Below are 25651 nucleotides of genomic sequence, written 5' to 3' on the forward strand. Positions count from 1 at the left end.
ATAGGTCCCGTAGTGTAGCGGTTATCACGTCGCCCTGTCACGGCGAAGATCGCGGGTTCGATTCCCGTCGGGACCGTCAATCGAGGGATTGGAGAGACTCGTTAGCTCAGTTGGTAGAGCATTTGACTTTTAATCAAAGGGTCGCTGGTTCGAGCCCAGCACGGGTCATAGATGCGGGTTTGGCGGAATTGGCAGACGCACCAGATTTAGGATCTGGCGCCGAAGGGCGTGGGGGTTCAAGTCCCTTAACCCGCATAGGAAGATAGGCCGGCTTAGCTCAGTTGGTAGAGCATCTGATTTGTAATCAGAGGGTCGCGTGTTCAAGTCATGTAGCCGGCATTTTTTATTTTGGGCGCGTAGCTCAGGTGGTTAGAGCGCACGCCTGATAAGCGTGAGGTCGGTGGTTCGAGTCCACTCGTGCCCATATATTGGAGAATTACTCAAGAGGCTGAAGAGGACGGTTTGCTAAATCGTTAGGTCGGGTAACTGGCGCAAGGGTTCGAATCCCTTATTCTCCGTTAGTTCAAGCGAAGTTATCTTTTAGGTAACTCGTTTTATTTTTTCTAGATTTTGGGGTTTACTGTGCGAAAGTTTCGTTTTTCTCGTTTTGTATTGATGAGTGTAGTGATTGTGACTTGTGTTGCTTCACTTATTTTTTTTCTTTTGAGAGACGTTGGGGCACGTAGAAATATTTCACATGGCCTTTCTAAAATATCTATGTCGATGTCATCATTAGTTTCTTACCCACTTTCTACAACAAAGGCGTTTTTTTCTGATTTATCTTCAGTAGATGAGTTGAGAAAGGAAAATTCTGGCTTGCAAGAAAAATTGACTCTGTTGGAATCATATGATGAAAAAATGAAGTCCTTAATTGCTGAGAATGAGTCCTTAAAAGCTAGTTTGGATGTAAAAAACTCATTTGAGGGGCGAAAAGTTTTGACTGGTCAGGTTATCGGTAGATCAACAGTTGCTTGGTTGGATTGGATTTCGCTAGATGTCGGCGAAGATCAGGGGGTGTCTAACAATATGTTAGCTTTATCAAATGGTCATTTAATCGGTTTGGTTAGTCAGACTTCCTCAAGTTTCTCAACGGTAAATTTATTAACAAATACAGGTGATTTGGCTGAAATACCAGTCAAAATTTTGGCCAAATCGGGCGATGTGTATGGAATTTTATCTGGCTTTGATGTTCAAAAAAATGCTTTTTTAGTTACTAAATTAAATAAAAAGTTGGATATTTCAAAAGATAGTCAAGTTTTAACGAGTGGCTTAGATGGAAAAACAGTTGCCAATGTCAAGCTTGGTAAGGTTCTAGAAGTAGTCTCAGAGGACGAACTCAATCGAACTGTCTATGTCACGCCAGGGGCAGATTTTGACCATCTCTCCTATGTTACTTTATTAGGAGAGTAATATGGTAAAGTTCAAAACATTTGTGACGATTATTGTTTTCTTCCTCCTATCCTTTTTATTTGATAGTCAGATTTCTCTGCTTTTAGGGGACCTACTTCCTAGACCTTTTCTTTTCTCAAGTCATATGAGCCTCATTATCCTTCTATATTTGGAAAAAAGGTTTTCTAGTCCAAGTTTGTATTTTGTTTCCTTCCTCTTGGGATTGGTAACTGATAGCTATTTTTTTCATACTGTTGGTCTGACAGTCCTTATTTACCCACTCTTGGTTTACTTGGTGAAAAGGCATAGCGGACTTCTTGAAATAGGTTTTCTTCGTTTTTTGATGTTTCTTACACTTATTTTGCTTTCTGAGCTTGGAGCTTATGGCTTCGCTAATATTTATGACCTGACTAAATATCCTATAGACTTTGAAATAAATTATCATTTAATGCCAACGTTGGTCTTTAATAGTATGCTTTATGTCTTAATTCATCCACTTTTTAAGACTGTTACAGAAAAAAACTAGCTTTGTTTTAAACTATCAAGAAACTGTAATAAACGCGTAACATAGAGTGCGCGTTTTTTTGGTAGAATGTATATTGTCTTATTGAAAGGAAAGTATTACCTTATGAAGAAACGTATCTTATCAGTGATTTTGCTAAGCGGTATTGCGCTGAGCACAACTTCAAATCTAACTCTCGTATCAGCAACAGATTATGAAGCACAAATTGCTGCAAAAGAGGCAACGATTAGTACCCTATCTGCAGAACAAGCTGCTGCAAAAGCACAAGTGTCTTCAATTCAAGCGCAAGTATCTGCACTTCAAGATGAAAAAACTAAGTTAGAAGAAGAAAATAAACGTTTGACAGCTGAGTCTGAAAAATTGACAGCTGAAATCAAAGATTTGTCAGATAAAATTATCGCTCGTACAGAATCTTTAGAAAATCAAGCGCGTAGTGCTCAACAAAACAGCGGAGCAACAAACTACATTTCAGCAATTATTGATGCAGATTCAATATCAGATGCGATTGGTCGTGTCGTAGCTATCCGTGAAGTTGTTTCTGCTAATGAAAGCATGTTGAAACAGCAAGAGGAAGATAAGGCTTCTCTTGAGAAAAAACAAGAAGAAAATCAAGCCGCAATCAATACGGTTTGGGAAAACCAAAAGACTCTAGCAGCAAATGAAGTGTCATTGAAGACACAACAGGCAGAACTTGAAGTTGCTCAAATCAACTTAGCTGCTCAATTGACGACTGCTGAAAACGAAAAAGCTAACTTGCTTCAAGAAAAAGCTGCTGCAGAAGCAGCTGCGGCAGCTGCAGCTGCGGCCGAGAAAGCAGCGCGTGAAAAAGCCGCTGCAGAGGCTGCTGCGCAAGCACAGGCTGTTCAAGTTCAGGCAACACCTGCTGCTGTAGAGACCGCTTCTAACACACAAACTGTTCAAACGACACCAACACCTGCTGTGACGACTCAAACAGATACAACTCCTACAGTTGCAACAGAAAGTAAAAAAACAGTCTATTCTGCCTCAAACACTTATCCAGTTGGTGAGTGTACTTGGGGAGCTAAATCACTTGCTCCGTGGGTTGGAAACTATTGGGGTAATGCTAATCAGTGGCTTTATTCAGCGGCGGCGGCTGGATATAGCACAGGTACAACTCCTCAGGTTGGAGCTGTAGCTGTATGGACAAGCGGTGCTTATGGGCACGTAGCCGTTGTAACTGCTGTCAATGGTTCACAAATCCAAGTTATGGAATCTAACTATGCTGGAAACCGTTACGTTGGTAATTTCCGCGGTTGGTTCAATCCAGCTGCTGATGGTATCACAGGATATATTTATCCATAGTAGAACTTATAAGAGTCCGAAAGGACTCTTTTTCTTGTTATCTAATAGCCATAATGAATGCATGAAGAAATTTTTGTTTTCAAAAACGAAGATTGTAAAGATAATCGAAGTGCTAGACTAGAGTTAGAGGTTATCATTTTCGTTGATGAAAGGTATGGAATAAAGGTTATTTTGCAGTTATTATGTCTGATTGATATTGGCAAAGAATATTATTATTTAGCAGTTAAAGAAAATCAGGATAGTCTTTACGAGGCTGCTAGGTTTTATCTGTTGTGCTAATTAGTGGGTGAGTAGTTTAAAAAGGCTAGGACTACTACCGTATTGAGATGGCTAACGATCAAATCGAAGTCCTTGATTACTGAGGGGTATATGATATGAATAACTAGTAATCAATCATTTTAAGTAGTATAAATTGTGTGGAGATGAGAGAGGGAGTATGTATTGTTTTTTTGTGTGTTCTATTGTGAGCATCATAAGCAAATATTAGGCAAATGAACTGCTTTCAATCTAATACAGGATGCAAACAGTCTTTTCAGTTATTGAAAGTCATTCAATTTTTGGAGAAAGAGTTGAGTTATCGCTGTAAGCCACTGTCTATTTCTGACTATTTGTTACGATTATTTTGGAAGTAGGTTAATGCTATGAACATGGAGCTTTTCTACCAGTTTAAAAATTGCTTCGGGGTGTGAAGATACTTCGAGAATTTTTTCATTTATAAGGTGTGTCTTATAAGCAGTAACTCATTGAAAAATCCTTTAAAAAGGGTTACAATAGGAGTTGAGAAAAAATTCTTGGAGGAAGTCATGTCTTACAATAACTTGAAGCTCTTTGCTTTGTCGTCGAATCAAGAATTGGCAAAAAAAGTAGCAGATTCCATGGGTATTGCACTTGGGAAATCGTCTGTTCGTCAATTTTCGGATGGTGAAATTCAAGTTAATATTGAGGAATCTATTCGTGGTCATCATGTTTATATTTTGCAATCAACTTCAGCACCTGTAAACCATAATTTGATGGAAATTTTGATTATGGTAGATGCCTTAAAACGAGCCAGTGCGGAAACAATCAATGTTGTCATGCCTTATTATGGGTATGCTCGTCAAGATCGAAAGGCACGTGCTCGTGAACCAATCACCTCAAAATTAGTTGCTAATATGCTAGAAGTAGCTGGTGTTGATCGTCTTTTGACAGTAGACCTTCATGCTGCTCAGATTCAAGGGTTCTTTGACATTCCTGTTGATCACCTGATGGGGGCACCGCTTATTGCTGATTACTTCGATCGGGCTGGTCTCAAGGGTGAGGATGTGGTCGTTGTCAGTCCTGACCACGGCGGTGTGACACGTGCTCGTAAGCTGGCTCAGTTCTTGAAGACACCTATTGCTATCATTGATAAGCGTCGTAGTGTCGATAAGATGAACACTTCCGAAGTTATGAATATCATTGGTAATGTTGAAGGCAAGGCTTGTATCTTGATTGATGATATGATTGATACGGCTGGTACGATTTGTCATGCGGCTGATGCTTTGGCTGAAGCTGGAGCAACAGCTGTCTATGCCTCTTGTACTCACCCAGTTCTCTCTGGTCCTGCTCTTGAAAATATTACTAAATCGGCTATTGAGAAACTGGTAGTCCTTGACACGATTTATCTTCCAAAAGAGCGTCTAATTGATAAGATTGAACAAATTTCAATTGCTGATCTCTTGGCAGATGCCATCATTCGAATTCACGAAAAACGTCCTCTTTCACCATTGTTTGAATTAGGCCATAAATAAGACATGCGTAAAATCTGTCCTTTGGGCAGATTTTTTTGGTATAATGGGACTATTATCGTTATGAGGTGAGTTTATGGACGTTAGACATCGTTTTAATAAGAATTTGAATAAGATTGAAGTGTCGATGATTAGACAGTTTGATCAATCTATTTCTAATATTCCTGGGGTCTTGAAATTGACTTTGGGTGAGCCTGATTTTAATACGCCAGACCATGTTAAAGAAGCGGCTAAGGTTGCTATTGATGCTAATCAAAGTCACTACACGGGTATGGCTGGTCTTTTGGAATTGCGCCAAGCTGCGTCAGCTTTTGTCCAAGAAAAATATAACTTGACCTACAATCCAGAAAATGAAATTTTGGTGACGGTGGGAGCAACAGAGGCGCTTTCTGCGACCTTGACGGCCATTCTAGAGCCAGGTGACGTGGTGCTTTTACCAGCTCCAGCCTATCCTGGCTACGAGCCAATCGTCACTCTTATGGGTGCTAAAATTGTGGAAATCGACACAACGGCCAATGATTTCATCCTGACACCAGAGATGCTTGAGGCTGCCCTTTTAGAACATGGTGATAAGGTTAAAGCGGTTCTTCTTAATTACCCTGCAAATCCAACGGGTGTGACCTATTCACGTGAGGAAATTGCAGGATTTGCTGAGGTTTTGGGTAAGTTCCCTGTCTTTGTAGTTAGTGATGAGATTTATTCGGAGCTTAATTACACGGAGGAGCCACACGTGTCTATCGCTGAGTTTATCCCCGAGCAGACGATTGTCATCAATGGTTTGTCTAAATCACATGCGATGACCGGTTGGCGTTTGGGTTTGATTTTTGCCAAAGCAGAGCTAACAGCACAGTTGATTAAGAGTCACCAGTACTTGGTAACAGCGGCGACGACAGCTTCTCAGTTTGCGGCTATTGCTGCGTTGACAAATGGGAAAAACGATGCGGAGCCGATGAAAGCGGAGTACATTAAGCGTCGTGATTTTATTATTGACAAGATGACGGCTATGAATTTTAAAATCATTCGTCCTAACGGAGCTTTTTACATCTTTGCAAAAATTCCAGTGGCGGATGGTCAGGATTCATTCGCTTTCTTGCAAAAGTTGGCTAGGGAACAGGCTGTTGCTTTCATTCCAGGCGTAGCCTTTGGACCGTATGGTGAGGGCTACTTACGTATTTCTTATGCTGCTAGTATGGAAGTTATTGAGGAGGCTATGCGCCGTTTGGAAATCTTTATGGAGCAGTATGGAGATTAGAGAAAGTCGAGGGATTGTTCTCTACAATCGCAACTATCGCGAAGATGATAAGCTGGTTAAAATTTTTACCGAGAAGGCTGGTAAGCGAATGTTTTTCGTGAAACATGCCAGTAAATCAAAATTGGCTTCAGTTATCCAACCCTTGACTAGCGCTGATTTTCTGCTTAAATTGAATGAGTCTGGTCTGTCATACATTGACGATTACCATGAGTCTTCGATTTATAAGACTATCAATTCAGATATTTTTATGCTGTCCTATGCGACTTATGTTGTTGCTTTAGCAGATGCGGCTATTGCGGACAATGTGCCAGATCCTCATCTTTTTGCTTTTTTAGGTAAAACTTTGGAACTAATGGATGAAGGATTGGATTATGAGATTTTGACCAATATTTTTGAAGTCCAGATCTTGGAGCGTTTTGGGGCTCAGTTGAATTTTCATGACTGTGTTTTTTGCCATAAAGTGAGGCAACGTTTTGACTTTTCATACAAATATTCGGGGCTACTCTGTCCTGAACATTACGACAAGGATTTAAAGCGGAGTCAGCTGGATCCGAATGTGCCTTATTTGCTGGATAAATTTCAGTCAGTGCATTTTGATGAAATCAAGACGATTTCTGTCAAACCTGAGATGAAGCAGAAGCTCCGCCACTTTATTGATGGTATCTACGATAATTATGTGGGGATTCAGCTTAAAAGTAAAAAATTTATTGATGATTTGGCTAAGTGGGGAGATGTGATGAAGAAGGACAGCTGATTTTAGCTGTTCTTTGTGCTATAATGTGACTATCAAAGTATTTAAGGAAAGGAAGTTCCTGTCCTTTTAGGACTGGATTGAGGAGATTTTTGACTGAGTTTTGTTAAGTTGAAAAATCCTTGTATGTTTTATGAAAAAAATTGCAGTTGATGCTATGGGTGGCGATCATGCACCCAAGGCTATTGTTGAGGGTGTTATTCAGGCGCTAGCTGAGTTTAAGGATATTGAAGTGATTTTGTATGGTGATGAGGCAAAGATTCGTCAACATTTGACGGCAACAGATCGTGTCAGCATTGTCCATACGGACGAAAAAATTAACTCTGAGGATGAACCAGCCAAAGCTATCCGCAGTAAAAAGAAGGCTTCTATGGTCTTGGCAGCCAAGGCGGTTAAGGATGGAGAGGCGGATGCTGTACTTTCTGCGGGCAATACAGGAGCTCTTTTGGCGGCTGGCCTCTTTGTGGTTGGTCGTATCAAAGGTGTTGAACGCCCTGGTTTATTATCTACCTTACCAACCTCTGATGGGCAAGGTTTTGATATGTTAGACCTAGGGGCTAATGCAGAAAATACAGCTGCGCACCTGCATCAATATGGAATCTTAGGTTCTTTCTATGCTAAAAATGTCCGTGGCATTGATAAGCCTCGTGTTGCCCTCCTCAATAACGGCACTGAGGATACCAAGGGGACACCTGTCCACAAGGAAGCTTATCAGCTCCTCGCAGCGGAGCCAACGATTAACTTTATTGGAAATGTTGAGGCACGAGATCTCATGGATGGAGTGGCGGATGTTGTCGTTTCGGATGGTTTCACGGGAAACGCTGTGCTTAAATCTATCGAGGGAACGGCACTTAGTATTCTTAAGCAACTAAAATCTTCTATCGAAGGCGGTGGCTGGAAAGCTAAAATTGGTTACCTCTTTATGAAAGACAGTTTGCGCTCAATGAAAAAGACCTTGGATTATTCATCAGCTGGCGGAGCTGTGCTTTTTGGCACCAAAGCACCAGTGGTGAAATCTCACGGATCGAGTGATGCCAAATCTATCTATTACACCATTAAACAAATCCGAACCATGCTGGAAACGGATGTGGTCAATCAGTTAGTTGAGGAATTTGCTCAAAAGACAGATAAATAGAACCTTAAAAAGTTATTGTTCGATATTTACGAATGATAGCTTTTTATTTTATCTCAAATTCAGATTTTGTTTGAATAAATACGATTAATTTGATAAAATGGCACTAATCAAAGCGAAAGGCGAACAAAATCATGTCCGAACAACTTATTTATACGGGAAAAGCTAAAGATATATACACGACATCAGACGAAAATGTGATTAAATCGGTCTATAAGGATCAGGCAACCATGCTCAATGGGGCTCGTAAGGAAACTATTGAGGGTAAGGGAGTGCTTAATAATCAGATTTCGTCTCTTATTTTTGCCAAATTGAACGCTGCTGGTGTAGAGACGCATTTTATTGAGCAAATTTCAGATACAGAGCAACTTAATAAAAGAGTAGATATTATCCCCCTTGAGGTTGTTTTACGCAATATGACGGCTGGTTCCTTTTCAAAACGTTTTGGTGTAGAGGAAGGCATCGCTTTAGAAACACCAATCATAGAATTCTATTATAAAAACGATGATTTGGACGACCCTTTTATCAATGATGAACATGTGAAATTCCTTGGTATTGCAAGCGATGAAGAAATTGCCTATATCAAAGCAGAAACACGTCGTATCAATGAATTTTTAAAAGATTGGTTTAATCAAATTGGTCTTAAACTGATTGATTTCAAGCTAGAATTTGGTAAAGATAAAGATGGGAAGATCATTCTCGCAGATGAATTTTCACCAGATAATTGCCGTCTCTGGGATGCTCAAGGAAATCACATGGATAAGGATGTTTTCCGACGTGATTTGGGAAGCTTAACAGATGTTTACAAAGTGGTGCTTGAAAAGCTGAAGTGCTTGAATTGATTTAGGGATTGGAAATCCTGACATTATCAAAGAAGAAAAAGGAATAATAATGGACAAACGTATTTTTGTTGAGAAGAAAGCGTCTTTTGGAATCAAATCAAATTCGCTTCTCAAAGAGTTAGCTCATAATTTGCAATTAAGTAGTTTAAAAGAATTACGCATTGTACAGGTTTATGATGTTTTTAATCTAGACAAAAAGTTATTCGCGCGTGCTGAAAAACACATTTTTTCTGAACAAGTAACGGATAATATTTTGGCTGAGAGTGATGTGGTTGCTGAACTTTCTAACTATGCTTTCTTTGCTATTGAATCACTTCCAGGTCAATTTGACCAACGTGCAGCGTCATCACAAGAAGCTTTGCTTTTACTTGGCAGCAATAACGATGTAACGGTTAATACGGCTCAACTTTATCTTGTTAACAAGGATATTGATACTGCTGAACTTGATGCAGTTAAGAATTATCTTCTTAATCCAGTAGATTCTCGTTTTAAAGATATTACGACAGGAATTGCGCCACAAGCATTTTCAGAATCAGACAAAATGATTCCAAATCTTGATTTCTTCAAGACTTATACAGCGGCTGAATTTGCTAATTATAAAGCTGAGCAAGGTTTAGCAATGGAAGTTGATGACCTTGTCTTTATCCAAGAGTATTTCAAATCAATTGGGCGCGTGCCAACGGAAACAGAATTGAAAGTTTTGGATACTTACTGGTCAGACCACTGCCGTCACACAACTTTTGAAACTGAGCTTAAACATATTGACTTTTCAGCCTCTAAATTCCAAAAACAATTACAGGCAACTTATGATAAATATATTGCTATGCGTGATGAACTCGGACGTTCTGAAAAGCCACAAACATTGATGGACATGGCGACAATCTTTGGTCGTTACGAACGTGCGAATGGTCGTTTGGACGATATGGAAGTGTCAGACGAAATTAACGCCTGTTCTGTTGAAATTGAAGTTGATGTGAATGGTGTTAAAGAACCATGGCTTTTGATGTTCAAGAACGAAACACACAATCACCCAACAGAAATTGAACCCTTTGGTGGTGCCGCAACCTGTATCGGTGGTGCAATCCGCGACCCCTTGTCAGGACGTTCTTATGTTTATCAAGCCATGCGTATTTCAGGAGCTGGCGATATTACAAGACCAATTTCAGAAACACGTCTTGGTAAATTGCCACAACAAGTGATTTCTAAAACAGCGGCACATGGTTATTCTTCTTATGGTAACCAAATCGGTCTCGCCACAACTTATGTTAAAGAGTATTTCCACCCAGGATTCGTCGCTAAACGTATGGAACTTGGTGCCGTTGTCGGTGCAGCTCCTAAGGAAAATGTTGTTCGTGAGAAACCAGAAGCTGGTGATGTGGTTATTCTTCTTGGTGGTAAAACTGGTCGTGACGGTGTTGGTGGTGCAACTGGCTCATCTAAAGTTCAAACAGTTGAATCTGTTGAAACAGCTGGTGCAGAAGTACAAAAAGGGAATGCCATTGAAGAACGTAAAATTCAACGTCTTTTCCGTAATGGTCATGTGACTCGCCTCATTAAAAAATCAAACGACTTTGGTGCTGGCGGTGTCTGTGTGGCAATTGGTGAATTAGCTGACGGTCTTGAAATCGACCTTAACAAAGTGCCACTTAAATACCAAGGACTTAACGGAACTGAAATTGCTATTTCTGAATCACAAGAACGTATGGCTGTTGTGGTTCGTCCGAAAGATGTTGAGGCTTTCGTGGCAGAATGTCATAAAGAAAATATTGATGCGGTAGTGGTTGCCACAGTTACTGAAAAACCAAATCTTGTTATGACTTGGAATGGTCAAACAATCGTTGATATTGAACGTCGTTTCCTTGATACAAATGGAGTGCGCGTGGTGGTTGATGCTAATGTCGTTGACAGTCAAGTTGACATGCCAGAACAACGTATAACTTCAGCTGCGACACTTGAATCTGACACTGTAAATGTTCTTTCTGACCTTAATCATGCCAGTCAAAAAGGTTTACAAACCATCTTTGATAGCTCTGTTGGTCGTTCAACGGTTAACCATCCAATTGGTGGTCGTTATCAAATCACACCAACAGAAAGTTCAGTTCAAAAACTTCCTGTTCAAAACGGTGTAACAACAACAGCGTCAGTTATGGCACAAGGGTTCAACCCTTATATCGCTGAATGGTCACCATATCATGGTGCAGCTTACGCTGTTATCGAAGCAACAGCGCGTTTGGTGGCAACAGGTGCGAATTGGTCTAAAGCACGCTTCTCTTATCAAGAATATTTCCAACGTATGGATAAACAAGCTGAACGCTTTGGACAACCAGTGTCAGCCCTTCTTGGGTCAATTGAAGCGCAATTGCAACTTGGCTTACCATCAATCGGTGGTAAAGACTCAATGTCTGGTACCTTTGAAGAATTGACAGTACCGCCAACCTTGGTTGCTTTTGGTGTGACAACAGCTGATAGTCGTAATGTTCTTTCGCCAGAATTTAAAGCAGCTGGTGAATACATTTACTACATTCCAGGGCAAGCTATTTCACAAGAGATTGATTTTGATTTGATTAAAGCTAATTTTGCTAAATTTGAAGCGATTCAAAAAGCACACCATATCACATCAGCTTCAGCTGTTAAATACGGTGGTGTAATTGAAAGCTTGGCACTTGCTGCTTTTGGTAACCATATCGGTGCTAAAGTAGAATTGGCAGAGCTTGAGACTAGCTTGACTGCACAACTCGGTGGCTTTATCTTTACATCTACTGAAGAAATTGCTGAAGCTAGCAAAATCGGTGAAACTACAGCTGACTTTACACTTGCTGTCAATGGTGTCAATCTTGCAGGAGATAAACTTTTGTCAGCCTTTGAAGGCAAACTCGAAGATGTTTATCCAACTGAATTTGAACAAAGTACAAAACTTGAAGATGTTCCAGCAGTTGCTTCAGATGCAGTGATTAAAGCAAGTGAAAAAATTTCTGAACCATTGGTTTACATCCCAGTCTTCCCTGGTACAAATTCTGAGTACGATTCAGCCAAATCCTTTGAACAAGCAGGTGCAAAAGTTAACTTGGTACCGTTTGTAACACTTGATGAAGCAGCTATTGAAGCATCAGTTGACACAATGGTTGACAACATTGACAAGGCTAATATCATCTTCTTTGCAGGTGGATTCTCTGCAGCAGATGAGCCTGACGGTTCGGCTAAGTTCATTGTTAATATCTTGCTCAATGAGAAAGTTCGCGCTGCTATTGACAGCTTTATTGCAAAAGGTGGGCTGATTATTGGTATCTGTAATGGTTTCCAAGCTCTTGTCAAGTCAGGCTTACTTCCATACGGGAACTTTGAAGATGCTACTGAAACATCACCAACCCTCTTTTATAACGATGCTAACCAGCACGTGGCGAAAATGGTTGAAACACGAATTGCCAACACTAACTCACCGTGGCTTGCTGGTGTGGAAGTCGGTGATATCCATGCTATCCCAGTTTCTCATGGGGAAGGTAAGTTTGTGGTAACGGATCAAGAGTTTGAACAGTTACGAGATAATGGTCAAATCTTTAGCCAGTACGTTGACTTTGCAGGGCAACCAAGTATGGATTCTAAGTACAATCCAAACGGCTCAAGTCATGCGATTGAGGGAATCACGAGCAAGAACGGTCAAATCATTGGTAAGATGGGACATTCAGAACGTTACGAAGATGGTCTTTTCCAAAATATCCCAGGAAATAAAGATCAGCATTTGTTCCGTAGCGCTGTTGCTTACTTTACAGGAAAATAAGCTAGTGGGCTAGGTAAAAATGGCCTACTCTAGCTAGATGACAGAAAAGGCTGGGGATGATATCCTAGCTGTAGGTTTACGCATTTTTGCTAGTGCAAGAAATGCAAAGGAAAAAGAATGATGACATATGAAGTAAAATCGCTTAATGAAGAATGTGGAGTTTTTGGGATTTGGGGACATCCTCAAGCAGCTCAAGTGACTTACTTTGGACTCCACAGTCTTCAACACCGCGGACAAGAAGGAGCCGGTATTTTGAGCAATGATGGCGGAAAACTTCTTCGTCACCGTGACACAGGTCTCCTTTCAGAAGTTTTCAAAAATCCAGCCAACCTAGAAAAATTAACAGGAACGGCTGCTATTGGGCATGTTCGCTATGCGACAGCTGGTGAGGCTTCGATTGATAATATTCAGCCTTTCCATTTCAAATTTTACGACATGGAATTTGGTCTGGCACACAATGGAAATTTGACCAATACGAAGACCCTGAAGACAGAATTGGAACGTAATGGTGCGATTTTCTCGTCTTCATCTGACACAGAAATTTTGGCGCATCTCATCCGTCGCAGTCACAATCCGAGCTTTATGGGTAAAGTGAAAGAAGCCCTTAACACTGTTAAAGGTGGCTTTGCTTACCTTCTTATGATGGAAGACAAGCTAATTGCAGCTCTTGATCCAAATGGTTTCCGTCCGCTGTCTATTGGGAAGATGGCTAATGGAGCCATCGTCGTGTCTAGTGAAACGTGTGCTTTTGAAGTGATCGGAGCCGAATGGATTCGCGATGTTAAGCCAGGTGAAGTGGTTGTGATTGATGAATCGGGTATTACTTACGATACCTACACGACAGATACGCAGCTGGCCATCTGTTCTATGGAATATATCTACTTTGCCCGTCCTGACTCAAATATTCATGGAGTCAATGTCCATACAGCTCGTAAACGTATGGGGGCACAGCTGGCGCGTGAGTTTAAACATGAGGCGGATATTGTGGTTGGCGTACCGAATTCTTCACTCAGCGCAGCTATGGGCTTTGCCGAAGAATCGGGTCTGCCAAACGAAATGGGGCTTATCAAGAATCAATACACGCAACGCACCTTTATCCAGCCTACTCAGGAATTGCGTGAGCAAGGCGTGCGAATGAAACTATCTGCTGTGTCTGGAGTTGTTAAGGGCAAGCGTGTCGTTATGATTGATGACTCTATCGTGCGTGGAACGACTTCTCGTCGTATTGTTCAGCTTTTGAAAGAAGCTGGCGCAACAGAAGTTCATGTGGCTATTGGCAGCCCAGCTCTTGCCTATCCATGTTTTTATGGCATTGATATTCAAACGCGTAAAGAATTGATTGCAGCTAACCATACGGTTGAAGAAACCTGTGAAATTATCGGCGCGGATAGTTTGACTTATCTGTCAATTGATGGACTTATTGATTCTATTGGAATTGAAACAGATGCTCCAAATGGCGGACTCTGTGTGGCTTATTTTGATGGGAAGTATCCAACACCACTTTACGATTACGAAGAAGAGTATCTAGCTAGTTTGGATAAGAAAGTTAGTTTTTACAGAGATGGTAAATAGAGTTAGCTCTGCTATTTCCCAAAAGGAGAAAAATATTATGACAAAAAATGCTTACGCCCAATCTGGTGTGGATGTTGAAGCGGGTTATGAAGTTGTTGAACGTATTAAAAAGCATGTAGCTCGTACAGAGCGTGCAGGGGTTATGGGAGCTCTAGGTGGTTTTGGTGGTATGTTCGACCTTAGCCAAACAGGTGTCAAGGAACCTGTTCTCATTTCAGGAACGGACGGTGTTGGGACTAAACTGATGTTAGCCATCAAGTATGATAAGCATGACACCATCGGTCAGGACTGTGTGGCCATGTGTGTTAATGATATCATTGCAGCAGGTGCTGAACCCCTTTACTTCCTTGACTATGTTGCTACTGGGAAAAATATCCCTGAGAAACTAGAGCAAGTAGTAGCTGGTGTTGCCGAGGGCTGTGTCCAAGCCGGTGCTGCTTTAATCGGTGGTGAAACTGCTGAAATGCCTGGTATGTACGGTGAAGATGATTATGATTTAGCTGGATTTGCTGTCGGTGTGGCTGAAAAATCACAAATCATTGACGGTTCAAAAGTTGCTGAAGGCGATGTTCTTCTTGGTCTTGCTTCAAGCGGCATTCACTCAAATGGTTACTCACTTGTCCGTCGTGTCTTTGCTGATTATACGGGTGACGAGGTCCTGCCAGAGCTTGAGGGTAAACCGTTGAAAGACGTTCTTCTTGAGCCAACACGCATCTATGTGAAAGCAGTGCTTCCACTCATCAAGGAAGAGTTAGTTAACGGTATTGCCCACATCACTGGAGGTGGTTTCATTGAAAATGTCCCACGTATGTTTGCCGATGATTTAGCTGCTGAAATTGAAGAAGATAAAGTTCCTGTTCTTCCAATTTTCAAAGCTATTGAGGCATATGGTAAGATCAAACACGAAGAAATGTTTGAAATCTTCAATATGGGAATTGGTTTGATGTTGGCAGTTAGCCCTGACAAGGTTGAGCGTGTGAAAGCCTTGCTTGACGAGCCTGTTTATGAACTTGGTCGCATCGTGAAAAAAGCTGATGCAAGTGTGGTGATTAAGTAATGAAGAAAATTGCAGTTTTTGCTTCTGGCAATGGCTCAAACTTTCAGGTAATTGCAGAGCAATTTCCCGTTGACGTTGTCTTTTCAGATCACCGAGATGCTTATGTCTTAGAGCGTGCAGAAAAGCTTGGTGTAACAGCGCATGCGTTTGAACTCAAGGAGTTTGATAACAAAGTCGCCTACGAAGAGGCAATCGTTGCTTTACTCGAACAATATGACATTGACTTGGTTTGCTTGGCAGGTTATATGAAAATCGTAGGACCGACCCTATTGGCCGCTTACGAAGGTCGTATCATCAATATTCACCCTGCCTACCTTCCTGAATTTCCAGGAGCTCATGGCATTGAGGATGCTTGGGAAGCGGGAGTGGAGCAGTCGGGTGTCACGATTCACTGGGTAGACAGTGGTGTTGACACGGGCAAAATCATCAAACAAGTGCGCGTGTCGCGCCTACCAGATGATACCATTGAAAGTTTCGAGGCTCGCATTCACGAAGCAGAGTATCAGCTGTATCCAGAAGTTATCCAATCTCTTATCTAACTAAAAAAGTAGGCGGCCTCAGAAAGGAGTTTATATGCCAGTTAATGACTATGGTCAAACTATTGGAGACTTGGTTGAGGATTTTTCAGGTGGAAGTGTTCCAAAGATTACAGAACTGCTAGGTAAGACTGTTAAAGTGGAAAAATTGAGTGACAAACATATAGCTTCGCTTTATGAAGTTTATGGACCGACTTCCCCGAAAGAAAATTGGACCTATTTACCAATTGATCGTTTTGAATCTTTTACCGATTACCAAGAGTTTATTAGAGAGAAAATTGATTCTCAAGATCCTTATTATTTAGCTATTGTTGATCTGAAAACGCATCAAGCTTTGGGAACATTTGCCTTAATGCGTAATGACCAAGTGAATGGCGTGATTGAGATGGGCTGGGTAATCTATTCGAACCAACTTCAACGAACACGTATGGCTACTGAAGCGCAGTTTTTAGTGATGACATATGTTTTTGAAACGATGGGGTATCGTCGTTATGAATGGAAATGTGATCATTTAAATAAACCATCTCATCAGGCTGCGCGACGTTTAGGGTTTACTTATGAAGGAACCTTTAGACAAGCACTCATTAATAAAGGACGAAATCGTGATACCGATTGGTTTTCACTGTTAGATAGTGAGTGGAAAGTAAATAAATTAAGACTAGAAAAATGGTTATCTGATGATAATTTTACAGCAGATGGTCAACAGATTATTTCGTTACAAGATATTCACGTATGAAAGGAAAAAATAAATGACTAAACGCGCACTGATTAGCGTATCAGATAAGGCGGGCATTGTTGACTTTGCCCAAGAATTGACAAAACTTGGTTGGGAGATTATCTCAACTGGAGGGACAAAGGTTGCCCTTGATAATGCTGGGGTTAAAACCATTGCCATTGATGATGTGACAGGTTTTCCTGAAATGATGGATGGTCGTGTTAAGACGCTTCATCCGAAAATCCATGGAGGGCTTTTGGCGCGTCGTGACACAGAAAGTCACTTGCAGGCTGCTCAAGACCATGAAATTGGCTTGATTGACTTAGTGGTGGTTAACCTCTATCCTTTTAAGGAAACCATCTTGAAACCAGATGTGACTTATGCCGATGCGGTTGAAAATATTGATATCGGTGGACCTTCAATGCTTCGCTCCGCAGCCAAAAACCATGCTAGTGTGACCGTTGTTGTTGACCCAGCAGACTATGCTGTAGTGCTTGATGAATTGTCAGCAGATGGAGAAACAACTTATGAAACGCGTCAACGCCTAGCAGCAAAAGTCTTCCGCCATACAGCAGCTTATGATGCCTTGATTGCAGACTATTTCACAGCACAAGTTGTTGAAACCAAGCCTGAAAAATTGACGATCACTTACGATCTCAAACAACCAATGCGCTACGGTGAAAACCCGCAGCAAGATGCCGACTTCTACCAGTCAGCGATTCCGACGGACTATTCGATTGCATCAGCTAAACAGCTCAACGGTAAGGAACTCTCTTTCAATAACATCCGTGATGCGGATGCGGCGATTCGTATTATCCGTGATTTTAAAGACCGTCCAACGGTGGTGGCACTTAAGCACATGAACCCATGTGGCATCGGCCAAGCCGATGACATCGAGACAGCTTGGGATTATGCTTATGAAGCTGATCCTGTATCCATTTTCGGAGGCATCGTTGTTCTCAATAGAGAAGTAGATGCTGCGACGGCTGAAAAGATGCACTCGATTTTCTTAGAAATCATCATTGCACCAAGCTATACAGAAGAAGCGCTAGCTATTTTAACCAATAAAAAGAAAAATCTACGTCTTCTTGAGTTGGCTTTTGATGCGCAAGATGAGAGTGAGATTGAAAAAGAGTACACGGGTGTTGTCGGTGGTCTTTTGGTACAAAACCAAGATGTCGTAACAGAAAATCCATCGGATTGGCAAGTGGTGACAGACCGTCAACCAACAGAACAAGAACAAGCTGCACTTGAGTTTGCTTGGAAAGCTATCAAATACGTAAAATCTAACGGTATCATTGTGACCAATGACCACATGACACTTGGTGTTGGCCCTGGTCAAACCAATCGTGTTGCTTCCGTTCGTATCGCTATTGAGCAGGCTAAGGAGCGTCTTGAGGGTGCGGTTCTTGCTTCAGATGCTTTCTTCCCATTTGCAGATAATATCGAAGAAATCGCAGCCGCAGGCATTAAAGCCATCATCCAACCCGGTGGTTCTGTGCGTGACCAAGACTCTATCGACGCCGCAGATAAACACGGCATCGCTATGGTCTTTACGGGAGTGCGGCACTTCCGTCACTAATTTTATGAAAATAGCAGAGCACCCCAAACGTTAGGTTGCTTATTTTAAGTTTTCCGCAAGTTTTCTTTAAGACTGTCTTAAGCTAGTCCAGCTATACTATAACCATCCTAGCAATAGGACTCCTAAAAACTTTTCTTTTTCATAAATCTCCTAAAAGAAGGCTGAACAATCAGTCTTCTTTTGTTTTGTAAGAGGTTTAAACAGCTATTATACAATTAGCTACCTTATCTTATAAATGTAATTCCTAAAATAGCGCGTACATCCTTTTGAATTATCAAACTTACATTATGCATCAATTTAAATACAACGGCGAATTCCCCTCTATGGGTTTTGGTTGAATTTTTCTCATTTGGTATGACTTCAAAGTTTTATGCCGATAGTCCAAATGGCGTTCAAAGTCTTATTGCAAAAGACTTAAACATAAAGACAGCTCAAGTTCGTACCTACCTTGAAGTTGTCCTTAGAAATTATTGTGCGCATCAAAGCAGATTATATTACAGACGTTTCACAAAATTCCTGGTCAGCAATCACCTTTTATGACTGAGAATGTCAAAATTAAAAATCGTCTCACGGCACAATTATTCGTCTTTAAACAACTATATGTTGATGGCAACATATGGAATAACCATTTTATTCCACGTTTAAAGACCTTGTTTACCAATATCAATCCAGTATTCATTTGCACCACTTAGGTTTCACAGATGACTGGGAAGTTGTCTTGAGGAATAAAATAAGAAGCGAGCCAAGAGGCTTGCTTTTTTTGGTATAATTAAAGCAATAATTATTAGGGGGTAGATTAATGAATGAACTTGATGTTGCAATACAAACAATTAATAACAACATCTGTAAAAATATTGCTGAAGGTCTAGACAGAGGCTTCCTTTCTCAAAATATTTTGTCGCAAATGAGAAATTTTGTTGAGCATATTTCATTAAGATTGTACTGTGCTGACAATAAGTGTGACATGAGTTTAAATTATGATAATTTAAAAATTGGGAATAATCATGTGAGAAGTAATTCAAAATATATTTTTTTACGAGAATTTCATGAATTATTACAAATTTCAGCTTCTCACTATACTTTGGATGAAAATAATTCTGAGAGATTGATGTTAAAATATTACGAATATCTACTTCGTGTCAAAATGTTAGTGTCTGACAATTTAGGTTTCGAGGTTCTTTCCAATTTATCTGATTTTCCTTTAGAGCAAGATACTCAATTGTTTGAATACTATAAAATAATATCAGAGACAATAGCGGCTGATTCTCTTCCGTTTGAGAGAGTTTCTTATAGTGATAGATATTATATTCATAAAGTGAGACCTTTTTTTGTAGATGAAAAAATATATTATGAAGTAACCTATTCCGTTGCAAGTGATAATATATCAAAATTTGATAGAATGATTGCTTTTACTGATAAACCTATTCTGACAAATTACGCTACACTGTTATGGGTTAAAAAAGTGGAGATTTCTATGTTTGGGGAGATAATGCCCATATTTATTATTGATGGATGGGAAGTATCTATTAGGCCGTGCGAGATTAATAGACTGAGAGATATTTTTAACATAGATTTTCCAGATATTCAAACTAGCTATGCAGAGTACAGAAATTTAATGCATTTTATTCAACAATTTAGAATGAATCTAGTAGGTTTAATTGACTTAGATGATAAATTATATCAATCTGCAAAAAAATTAATCTTAAAGAATAGTAAAGTAATGCGAATTTTCTTAATTTTAGATAAAGCTAGGGAAATGTGTCTACAAAATGCTGAAGGCTCTAGAATAGCTAGATATCTGTTATATATGATGAATAATAGATTATTGAAGACACAGTATATATCAGAAAAATGGCTAAGTGGAGGTAACCCCAAACTGAGTCATCTAAGATTAGATTGGAAGTGTGTTCCTTTTGATCAGATGCCGTTTGATACTGCTCTAAAAAATCATAATCCAAGATTGATAGACTTATTACATTGCATATCACAGAATGGTAGAGAGGATGAATTGTTTGCCCGATATATAAAAAATAACTCAGAAATAAGAGGCAAATTATTTACACCAGTTAATGAAATTAATTATTTTACGGATATTAACGGATTAATTCATAGTTATAATTCTAAATTATATTACAAACACAAAAATAGAGAACTATGCGTGGATAAAGGTCATGTTTTTATATCTGGATATAAGAATGATGTGGTATTTGTAATAAAAAGGTTACAGGAACTATCAAAAAGAGGTATTGGTGGATATACTAATTCAATTGATAGTTGGTTAAAGGAATCACCGAGAGGGCTTGACGATGAAGCAAAAATAAATTGTTTGAAAACTGTTTTTGAGAATTCAAAAGTTGGTCTAATATATGGTGCGGCAGGGACAGGAAAATCAACCTTAGTGAATTATATTGCTAGTTATTTTTCTTCAAAAGAGAAACTGTTTTTAGCTAATACAAATACTGCAGTAGATAACCTAAGAAGAAAGGTTATTACACCTAAATCGGAATTTAGCACAATAGCAAAGATAATTGCAAATAAAGATATTAGTCAATGTGATCTTTTAGTTATTGATGAAAGTAGTACTGTCAGTAATTCAGATATGGTAAAATTACTAGAGAAAATAGATTTTGAGTTACTTCTTATTGTAGGTGATGTATATCAGATAGAATCAATTAGATTTGGCAATTGGTTTGATATAGCTCAATATTATTTACCAAAATGTAAATTTGAATTAACGAATACCTATAGGACATCTCAAGAGAGACTTTTAGCAGTTTGGGATAAAGTTCGTAACATTGAACGAGATTTATTAGAACATATTACTCGTGGTAATTTCTCAAGGGAATTAGATACAGATATTTTTGACAATTTTTCAGAGAATGAAATTATTCTTTGCCTAAATTACGATGGATTGTATGGAATTAATAATATTAATACCTTTATGCAGGCACATAATCCCTCTCCGGGTGTTATTTGGGGAACATCAGTATATAAGAAAGGGGATCCTATACTCTTTAACGATTCATTAAGATTTTTGCCTCTACTTTATAATAATGTAAAAGGAGTAATACAAGAAATAAATTTAACCCCAGATAAAAGCATGATTACATTTGATGTAAAGCTTTTAGATTTGAATATTACTGAGTTAGATTTGAAAGAGTACTCGGATTTAGAATTTGTTGGAAACGATAATGATGGGAAATCAATAGTGAGATTCAGTGTGAATAAACATGGGAGCACAGATTATGATTCTAATGATTTATACACATTAGTACCATTTCAAATATCATATGCAATTTCAATTCATAAGGCTCAAGGATTAGAATATGATTCAGTGAAAATCATTATAACTAACGAGTCAGAAGAGAATATCTCCCATAATATTTTTTATACTGCTATTACAAGAGCCAAGCAATCTTTAAAAATTTATTGGTCTCCTGAATCAGAAAAAAGTGTACTAAGCAGTCTAGAAAAACGGGATAATGCTAAAGATGGGAATCTTTTAAGGGTGTTTATGAAATAGTTAACTTAAATCCACATCTAATTCAGTTGAATATGTGGATTTTCTTTTTTCACGCCACAACTCATCATCTCCGAATTCCTTCGGATTTTTTACACAAAAACCTAAATAATCCGAACAAATATGTTATAATATTCTTGTATAATTCGTAAAACATCTCTGTTTTGCGTTCTTAATTCAGATTTTGGTCCATTCCAAACGTTTTTCTTTATATTGAGGTATTGTAGCTATGAAATTGTTAGTTGTTGGGGCTGGTGGTCGTGAACACGCTATTGCAAAGAAATTGTTAGAATCTAAACAGGTAGAAAGGGTCTTTGTTGCTCCTGGAAATGACGGAATGACTTTAGACAGTATTGAGTTGGTCAATATCGGAATTTCCGAACATTCTGCTCTGATCAACTTTGCTAAGGAAAATGACATTGCTTGGACTTTTGTTGGTCCAGATGATGCTCTGGCAGCAGGTATCGTTGATGATTTTGAACAGGCGGGACTTAAAGCTTTTGGCCCTAGTCGTCTAGCCGCGGAGCTGGAGTGGTCAAAAGACTTTGCCAAACAAATCATGGTCAAATACGGTATTCCAACAGCAGCCTTTGGCACATTTTCCAACTTCGAAGAAGCCAAAGCCTACATCGAAGAGCAAGGCGCACCCATCGTGGTTAAGGCGGACGGCTTGGCACTGGGCAAGGGCGTGGTCGTGGCGGAAACTGTCGAGCAGGCGGTCGAAGCGGCACGGGAGATGCTCTTGGATAACAAGTTCGGCGACTCGGGTGCCCGTGTAGTCATCGAGGAGTTCTTGGCGGGCGAGGAGTTTTCCCTCTTTGCTCTGGTCAACGGCGACCAGTTCTACATTCTGCCGACAGCCCAGGACCACAAGCGTGCCTTTGACGGCGACCAAGGTCCCAACACGGGCGGTATGGGGGCTTACGCTCCTGTTCCCCACCTGCCTCAAAGCGTGGTGGATACGGCGGTTGACACCATTGTCAAGCCCATTCTTGAGGGTATGATTGCGGAAGGGCGGTCTTATCTGGGCGTGCTCTATGCTGGCTTGATTCTGACCGACCAAGGTCCCAAGGTCATCGAGTTCAACGCCCGTTTTGGCGACCCAGAAACCCAGATTATCCTGCCTCGTCTGACCTCTGACTTTGCTCAGAACATCGACGACATCCTCCACAAACGCCCGACCCAGCTGACTTGGCTGGATAGCGGCGTGACGCTGGGCGTAGTCGTAGCTTCAAACGGCTACCCTCTGGACTATGAGAAAGGAGTAGAGTTGCCAGCAAAGACCGAGGGCGACATCACGACCTACTATGCAGGGGCTCGTTTTGCGGACAATAGCAGAGCACTGCTCTCAAACGGCGGTCGGGTTTATATGCTGGTCACCACAGCAGACACCGTCCAAGAAGCCCAAGAAAAAATTTACTCGGAGCTGAAAAATCAAGATACGACAGGCCTCTTTTATCGGACAGATATTGGAAGTAAGGCAGTGAAATAAGGGACAAAGAAAAGGAAAGACAAGTATGAATATTCCAATTTCCATCATCATGGGTTCTAGTTCTGACTGGAAAACCATGAAAAAAGCAGCCGATGTGCTGGACAAATTTGGCCTAGCCTATGAAAAGAAAGTGGTCTCTGCCCACCGCACACCAGACCTCATGTTCCGTCACGCCGAAGAAGCACGTGAGCGTGGCATCAAGGTCATTATCGCAGGAGCGGGCGGTGCGGCTCATTTGCCAGGTATGGTAGCAGCCAAGACGACCCTGCCTGTCATCGGTGTTCCAGTCCAATCTCGTGCCCTTAGCGGTGTGGATTCGCTTTATTCTATCGTGCAAATGCCAGGCGGTGTGCCTGTTGCGACTATGGCGATTGGCGAAGCTGGTGCCACAAACGCAGCCCTGACAGCTCTTCGCATTCTCTCCATTGAAGACCAAACCATTGCGGATCAGCTGGCAGCCTTTGCCAAGGAACAGGAAAAAATTGCGGAGGCGATGACAGATGACCTCATCTAAGACAATCGGAATTATCGGCGGCGGTCAGCTAGGTCAGATGATGGCTATTTCCGCTATTTACATGGGCCACAAGGTGATCACGCTGGATCCTGCGGCGGACTGCCCGGCCTCCAAGGTCAGCGAGGTCATCGTCGCTCCCTATCACGATGTGGCGGCCCTCAAACAGCTGGCGGAGCGGTGCGATGTCCTGACCTACGAGTTTGAAAATGTCGATGCCGACGGACTGGACGCGGTCATCAAGGACGGCCAGCTCCCTCAGGGGACAGACCTCCTCCGCATTTCCCAGAACCGCATTTTTGAGAAGGATTTTTTGGCCAAAAAAGCTGGCGTGCAAGTCGCCCCTTACAAAGTCGTCACATCTAGCCTAGACCTAGAAGGTTTGGACCTCAGCAAAAACTATGTCTTGAAAACAGCCACTGGGGGCTACGACGGACATGGCCAGAAGGTTATTCGAGAAGCGGCGGACTTGGTAGAAGCCAGTCAGTTAGCCAACTCTGCCGAGTGTGTATTGGAAGAGTTTGTGAATTTCGACCTGGAAATCTCCGTCCTTGTGTCTGGGAATGGCTCCGACTACACAGTCTTTCCTGTGCAGGAAAATATCCACCGCAATAATATTCTTTATAAGACCATCGTGCCTGCTCGGATTTCAGATGAACTAGCTGAGAAAGCCAAAACCATGGCCCTGCAAATCGCAGACAAGCTCCATTTAGCAGGCATCCTCTGCGTTGAAATGTTTGTGGCAGGGCAGGACATTCTGGTCAACGAAATTGCTCCTCGCCCTCATAATTCAGGGCATTATTCGATTGAGGCCTGTGATTTTTCACAGTTTGATACCCATATCCGAGGCATTCTCGGTCAGCCTCTGCCCCCTATCCGCCTGCTTTCTCCAGCTGTTATGATCAACGTTTTGGGACAAGACATGGAAGCAGTCCAAACCTTTCTTCAAGAAAACCCTAGCGCCCACCTCCACCTCTATGGTAAAATAGAAGCAAAACACAACCGCAAGATGGGACACGTGACGGTGTTTAGTGGTGAGGCGGATGAGGTGAGAGAGTTTGGGGAAGGGGTGGATTTTTAGGAGGTTGCTTTGGAAATTTTTATTAATTATATTGTACCCATCTTAGAGTTAATAATGTCGGCTATCGGAGTTGTTTTTCTCTTTAAACCATCTACTCCATCGGTGAGTATTGATGTAGGCGATAAATACTATTTTACTCAGAATATTAAGGAAAGTACTAATTCAAACTCTACAAATCAGAATGACTACAGTCCTGCAATTATAGTCAGTTTAATATTTTTTGGGATCTATCTTTTCTACTCATTGGTAGGAAAGTTAATGATTTTTATCATAATGGTAATTTCTTTAATAAAAATTCTAAGATATAAGCACTTAGGTATTGATTACAAGATTGAACTAATTCCTCCAATAATAAGTACTGTAGCTTTTTATGCATTAAATTTTTTACCGAATAATGTAAAAGAATTTTGGGAAACAAATACAAAAGTTGATTTTGGTAAATTTTCTGGTTTACAGTCAACTATTGAATCAATCTTAGCTCCATTTCCAGAGTTTTTAAAATTATTTACAAATTTTGAAATTAACAAAACAAGAAATATTTCAATTTTTGCTATCTTGTTGATGACTTTGTTGGTTTTATTTTTCGAAGGCATCTCTATCTTTCAGAAAAAAGAAAATTTAAAGGTTTCGTCTAAAGGTAGGGTATCTTCTTATTGTATATTTCTATTGGTATTACTGGGATATGCGTTTTACCATGTTGAACAAAATCCTGTTAGATTTGTAACAGAAATGGTTATTAAATATTTCAATAATTGAATTGCATATAGTGTTGCTCTATTTAATCGTTTTAATATATTAAAAACAAAAGAAAAAGGGAGTACCTTTAATTGCC

The 25651-nt window shown here is 40.5% G+C and carries 20 protein-coding genes, 6 tRNA genes and 1 pseudogene; all 27 read left to right on the forward strand.

Going from position 1 to position 25651, the window contains the following annotated elements:
* Positions 1-3 precede the first annotated feature (3 nt).
* Positions 4-76, forward strand: a tRNA-Asp gene (locus tag G576_RS0107155).
* 19 nt (positions 77-95) lie between these two features.
* A tRNA-Lys gene (locus G576_RS0107160) sits at positions 96-168 on the forward strand.
* Positions 169-173: 5 nt separating this feature from the next.
* Positions 174-255 (forward strand) — tRNA-Leu (locus G576_RS0107165).
* 11 nt (positions 256-266) lie between these two features.
* Positions 267-339, forward strand: a tRNA-Thr gene (locus tag G576_RS0107170).
* A gap of 11 nt (positions 340-350) precedes the next feature.
* Positions 351-424, forward strand: a tRNA-Ile gene (locus G576_RS0107175).
* 6 nt (positions 425-430) lie between these two features.
* Positions 431-518: transfer RNA gene (locus G576_RS0107180), tRNA-Ser, on the forward strand.
* A gap of 97 nt (positions 519-615) precedes the next feature.
* Positions 616-1410 carry a rod shape-determining protein MreC gene (gene mreC, locus G576_RS0107185; protein ID WP_245563026.1) on the forward strand — a complete coding sequence of 265 codons (795 nt, stop codon included), beginning with the start codon at positions 616-618 and terminating at the stop codon, positions 1408-1410.
* A 1-nt stretch (position 1411) separates the two neighbouring features.
* Positions 1412-1915 (forward strand): rod shape-determining protein MreD, encoded by a 504-nt coding sequence (gene mreD, locus G576_RS14145; protein WP_027974026.1) that lies wholly within the window; start codon positions 1412-1414, stop codon positions 1913-1915.
* 102 nt (positions 1916-2017) lie between these two features.
* Entirely contained in the window at positions 2018-3235 is a 1218-nt protein-coding gene (gene pcsB, locus G576_RS0107195; RefSeq protein ID WP_027974027.1) for a peptidoglycan hydrolase PcsB, read from the forward strand.
* Positions 3236-3292: 57 nt separating this feature from the next.
* Complete coding sequence (locus G576_RS0107200) at positions 3293-3514, forward strand: hypothetical protein (RefSeq protein WP_027974028.1); 222 nt, start codon at positions 3293-3295, stop codon at positions 3512-3514.
* A 524-nt stretch (positions 3515-4038) separates the two neighbouring features.
* Positions 4039-5004, forward strand: a complete 966-nt coding sequence (locus G576_RS0107205; protein WP_027974029.1) for a ribose-phosphate diphosphokinase — start codon at positions 4039-4041, stop codon at positions 5002-5004.
* A gap of 73 nt (positions 5005-5077) precedes the next feature.
* A complete protein-coding gene (locus G576_RS0107210) occupies positions 5078-6253 on the forward strand; it encodes a pyridoxal phosphate-dependent aminotransferase (protein ID WP_027974030.1) in 1176 nt (391 codons plus the stop codon).
* Positions 6243-7007 (forward strand): DNA repair protein RecO, encoded by a 765-nt coding sequence (recO, locus tag G576_RS0107215; RefSeq protein WP_027974031.1) that lies wholly within the window; start codon positions 6243-6245, stop codon positions 7005-7007. Before G576_RS0107210 ends, recO begins: the two co-directional genes overlap by 11 nt.
* A gap of 130 nt (positions 7008-7137) precedes the next feature.
* Positions 7138-8139: a phosphate acyltransferase PlsX gene (plsX, locus tag G576_RS0107220; protein WP_027974032.1), complete on the forward strand. Its 1002-nt coding sequence runs from the start codon at positions 7138-7140 to the stop codon at positions 8137-8139.
* A 131-nt stretch (positions 8140-8270) separates the two neighbouring features.
* Positions 8271-8978 carry a phosphoribosylaminoimidazolesuccinocarboxamide synthase gene (gene purC, locus G576_RS0107225; RefSeq protein WP_027974033.1) on the forward strand — a complete coding sequence of 236 codons (708 nt, stop codon included), beginning with the start codon at positions 8271-8273 and terminating at the stop codon, positions 8976-8978.
* Between the two features lie 49 nt (positions 8979-9027).
* Entirely contained in the window at positions 9028-12753 is a 3726-nt protein-coding gene (locus G576_RS0107230; protein WP_027974034.1) for a phosphoribosylformylglycinamidine synthase, read from the forward strand.
* A gap of 120 nt (positions 12754-12873) precedes the next feature.
* On the forward strand, positions 12874-14325 hold the full coding sequence (purF, locus tag G576_RS0107240) for an amidophosphoribosyltransferase (protein WP_027974035.1): 1452 nt from the start codon (positions 12874-12876) through the stop codon (positions 14323-14325).
* A 37-nt stretch (positions 14326-14362) separates the two neighbouring features.
* Positions 14363-15382: a phosphoribosylformylglycinamidine cyclo-ligase gene (purM, locus tag G576_RS0107245; RefSeq protein ID WP_027974036.1), complete on the forward strand. Its 1020-nt coding sequence runs from the start codon at positions 14363-14365 to the stop codon at positions 15380-15382.
* The gene (gene purN, locus G576_RS0107250) at positions 15382-15921 is read left to right on the forward strand and encodes a phosphoribosylglycinamide formyltransferase (RefSeq protein WP_027974037.1); all 540 of its coding nucleotides are present in this window, start codon (positions 15382-15384) and stop codon (positions 15919-15921) included. The genes purM and purN overlap by 1 nt, the downstream gene beginning before the upstream one ends.
* 34 nt (positions 15922-15955) lie before the next feature.
* Positions 15956-16654, forward strand: a complete 699-nt coding sequence (locus G576_RS0107255; RefSeq protein WP_037618716.1) for a GNAT family N-acetyltransferase — start codon at positions 15956-15958, stop codon at positions 16652-16654.
* A 13-nt stretch (positions 16655-16667) separates the two neighbouring features.
* Positions 16668-18215 carry a bifunctional phosphoribosylaminoimidazolecarboxamide formyltransferase/IMP cyclohydrolase gene (purH, locus tag G576_RS0107260; protein ID WP_027974039.1) on the forward strand — a complete coding sequence of 516 codons (1548 nt, stop codon included), beginning with the start codon at positions 16668-16670 and terminating at the stop codon, positions 18213-18215.
* A 281-nt stretch (positions 18216-18496) separates the two neighbouring features.
* Positions 18497-18984, forward strand: a pseudogene (locus G576_RS13285) (Abi family protein); the annotation flags it as partial.
* A 30-nt stretch (positions 18985-19014) separates the two neighbouring features.
* A complete protein-coding gene (locus tag G576_RS0107265) occupies positions 19015-21738 on the forward strand; it encodes an ATP-dependent DNA helicase (RefSeq protein WP_027974040.1) in 2724 nt (907 codons plus the stop codon).
* 226 nt (positions 21739-21964) lie between these two features.
* Positions 21965-23227 (forward strand): phosphoribosylamine--glycine ligase, encoded by a 1263-nt coding sequence (gene purD, locus G576_RS0107270; protein WP_027974041.1) that lies wholly within the window; start codon positions 21965-21967, stop codon positions 23225-23227.
* 25 nt (positions 23228-23252) lie between these two features.
* A complete protein-coding gene (purE, locus tag G576_RS0107275) occupies positions 23253-23741 on the forward strand; it encodes a 5-(carboxyamino)imidazole ribonucleotide mutase (RefSeq protein ID WP_027974042.1) in 489 nt (162 codons plus the stop codon).
* A complete protein-coding gene (purK, locus tag G576_RS0107280) occupies positions 23728-24819 on the forward strand; it encodes a 5-(carboxyamino)imidazole ribonucleotide synthase (RefSeq protein ID WP_027974043.1) in 1092 nt (363 codons plus the stop codon). Before purE ends, purK begins: the two co-directional genes overlap by 14 nt.
* 9 nt (positions 24820-24828) lie before the next feature.
* Entirely contained in the window at positions 24829-25575 is a 747-nt protein-coding gene (locus G576_RS0107285) for a hypothetical protein (RefSeq protein ID WP_027974044.1), read from the forward strand.
* The last annotated feature ends 76 nt before the right edge of the window (positions 25576-25651 follow it).

Origin of the sequence: Streptococcus porci DSM 23759 (assembly GCF_000423765.1) — a bacterium.
GTDB lineage: Bacteria > Bacillota > Bacilli > Lactobacillales > Streptococcaceae > Streptococcus > Streptococcus porci.

Excerpts from the sequence above, each read along its gene's own strand:
- mreC (WP_245563026.1), top strand. The coding sequence starts at position 616 with ATGAGTGTAGTGATTGTGACTTGTGTTGCTTCACTTATTTTTTTTCTT.
- mreD (WP_027974026.1), top strand. The coding sequence starts at position 1,412 with ATGGTAAAGTTCAAAACATTTGTGACGATTATTGTTTTCTTCCTCCTA.
- pcsB (WP_027974027.1), top strand. The coding sequence starts at position 2,018 with ATGAAGAAACGTATCTTATCAGTGATTTTGCTAAGCGGTATTGCGCTG.
- G576_RS0107200 (WP_027974028.1), top strand. The coding sequence starts at position 3,293 with ATGCATGAAGAAATTTTTGTTTTCAAAAACGAAGATTGTAAAGATAAT.
- G576_RS0107205 (WP_027974029.1), top strand. The coding sequence starts at position 4,039 with ATGTCTTACAATAACTTGAAGCTCTTTGCTTTGTCGTCGAATCAAGAA.
- G576_RS0107210 (WP_027974030.1), top strand. The coding sequence starts at position 5,078 with ATGGACGTTAGACATCGTTTTAATAAGAATTTGAATAAGATTGAAGTG.
- recO (WP_027974031.1), top strand. The coding sequence starts at position 6,243 with ATGGAGATTAGAGAAAGTCGAGGGATTGTTCTCTACAATCGCAACTAT.
- plsX (WP_027974032.1), top strand. The coding sequence starts at position 7,138 with ATGAAAAAAATTGCAGTTGATGCTATGGGTGGCGATCATGCACCCAAG.
- purC (WP_027974033.1), top strand. The coding sequence starts at position 8,271 with ATGTCCGAACAACTTATTTATACGGGAAAAGCTAAAGATATATACACG.
- G576_RS0107230 (WP_027974034.1), top strand. The coding sequence starts at position 9,028 with ATGGACAAACGTATTTTTGTTGAGAAGAAAGCGTCTTTTGGAATCAAA.
- purF (WP_027974035.1), top strand. The coding sequence starts at position 12,874 with ATGACATATGAAGTAAAATCGCTTAATGAAGAATGTGGAGTTTTTGGG.
- purM (WP_027974036.1), top strand. The coding sequence starts at position 14,363 with ATGACAAAAAATGCTTACGCCCAATCTGGTGTGGATGTTGAAGCGGGT.
- purN (WP_027974037.1), top strand. The coding sequence starts at position 15,382 with ATGAAGAAAATTGCAGTTTTTGCTTCTGGCAATGGCTCAAACTTTCAG.
- G576_RS0107255 (WP_037618716.1), top strand. The coding sequence starts at position 15,956 with ATGCCAGTTAATGACTATGGTCAAACTATTGGAGACTTGGTTGAGGAT.
- purH (WP_027974039.1), top strand. The coding sequence starts at position 16,668 with ATGACTAAACGCGCACTGATTAGCGTATCAGATAAGGCGGGCATTGTT.
- G576_RS0107265 (WP_027974040.1), top strand. The coding sequence starts at position 19,015 with ATGAATGAACTTGATGTTGCAATACAAACAATTAATAACAACATCTGT.
- purD (WP_027974041.1), top strand. The coding sequence starts at position 21,965 with ATGAAATTGTTAGTTGTTGGGGCTGGTGGTCGTGAACACGCTATTGCA.
- purE (WP_027974042.1), top strand. The coding sequence starts at position 23,253 with ATGAATATTCCAATTTCCATCATCATGGGTTCTAGTTCTGACTGGAAA.
- purK (WP_027974043.1), top strand. The coding sequence starts at position 23,728 with ATGACCTCATCTAAGACAATCGGAATTATCGGCGGCGGTCAGCTAGGT.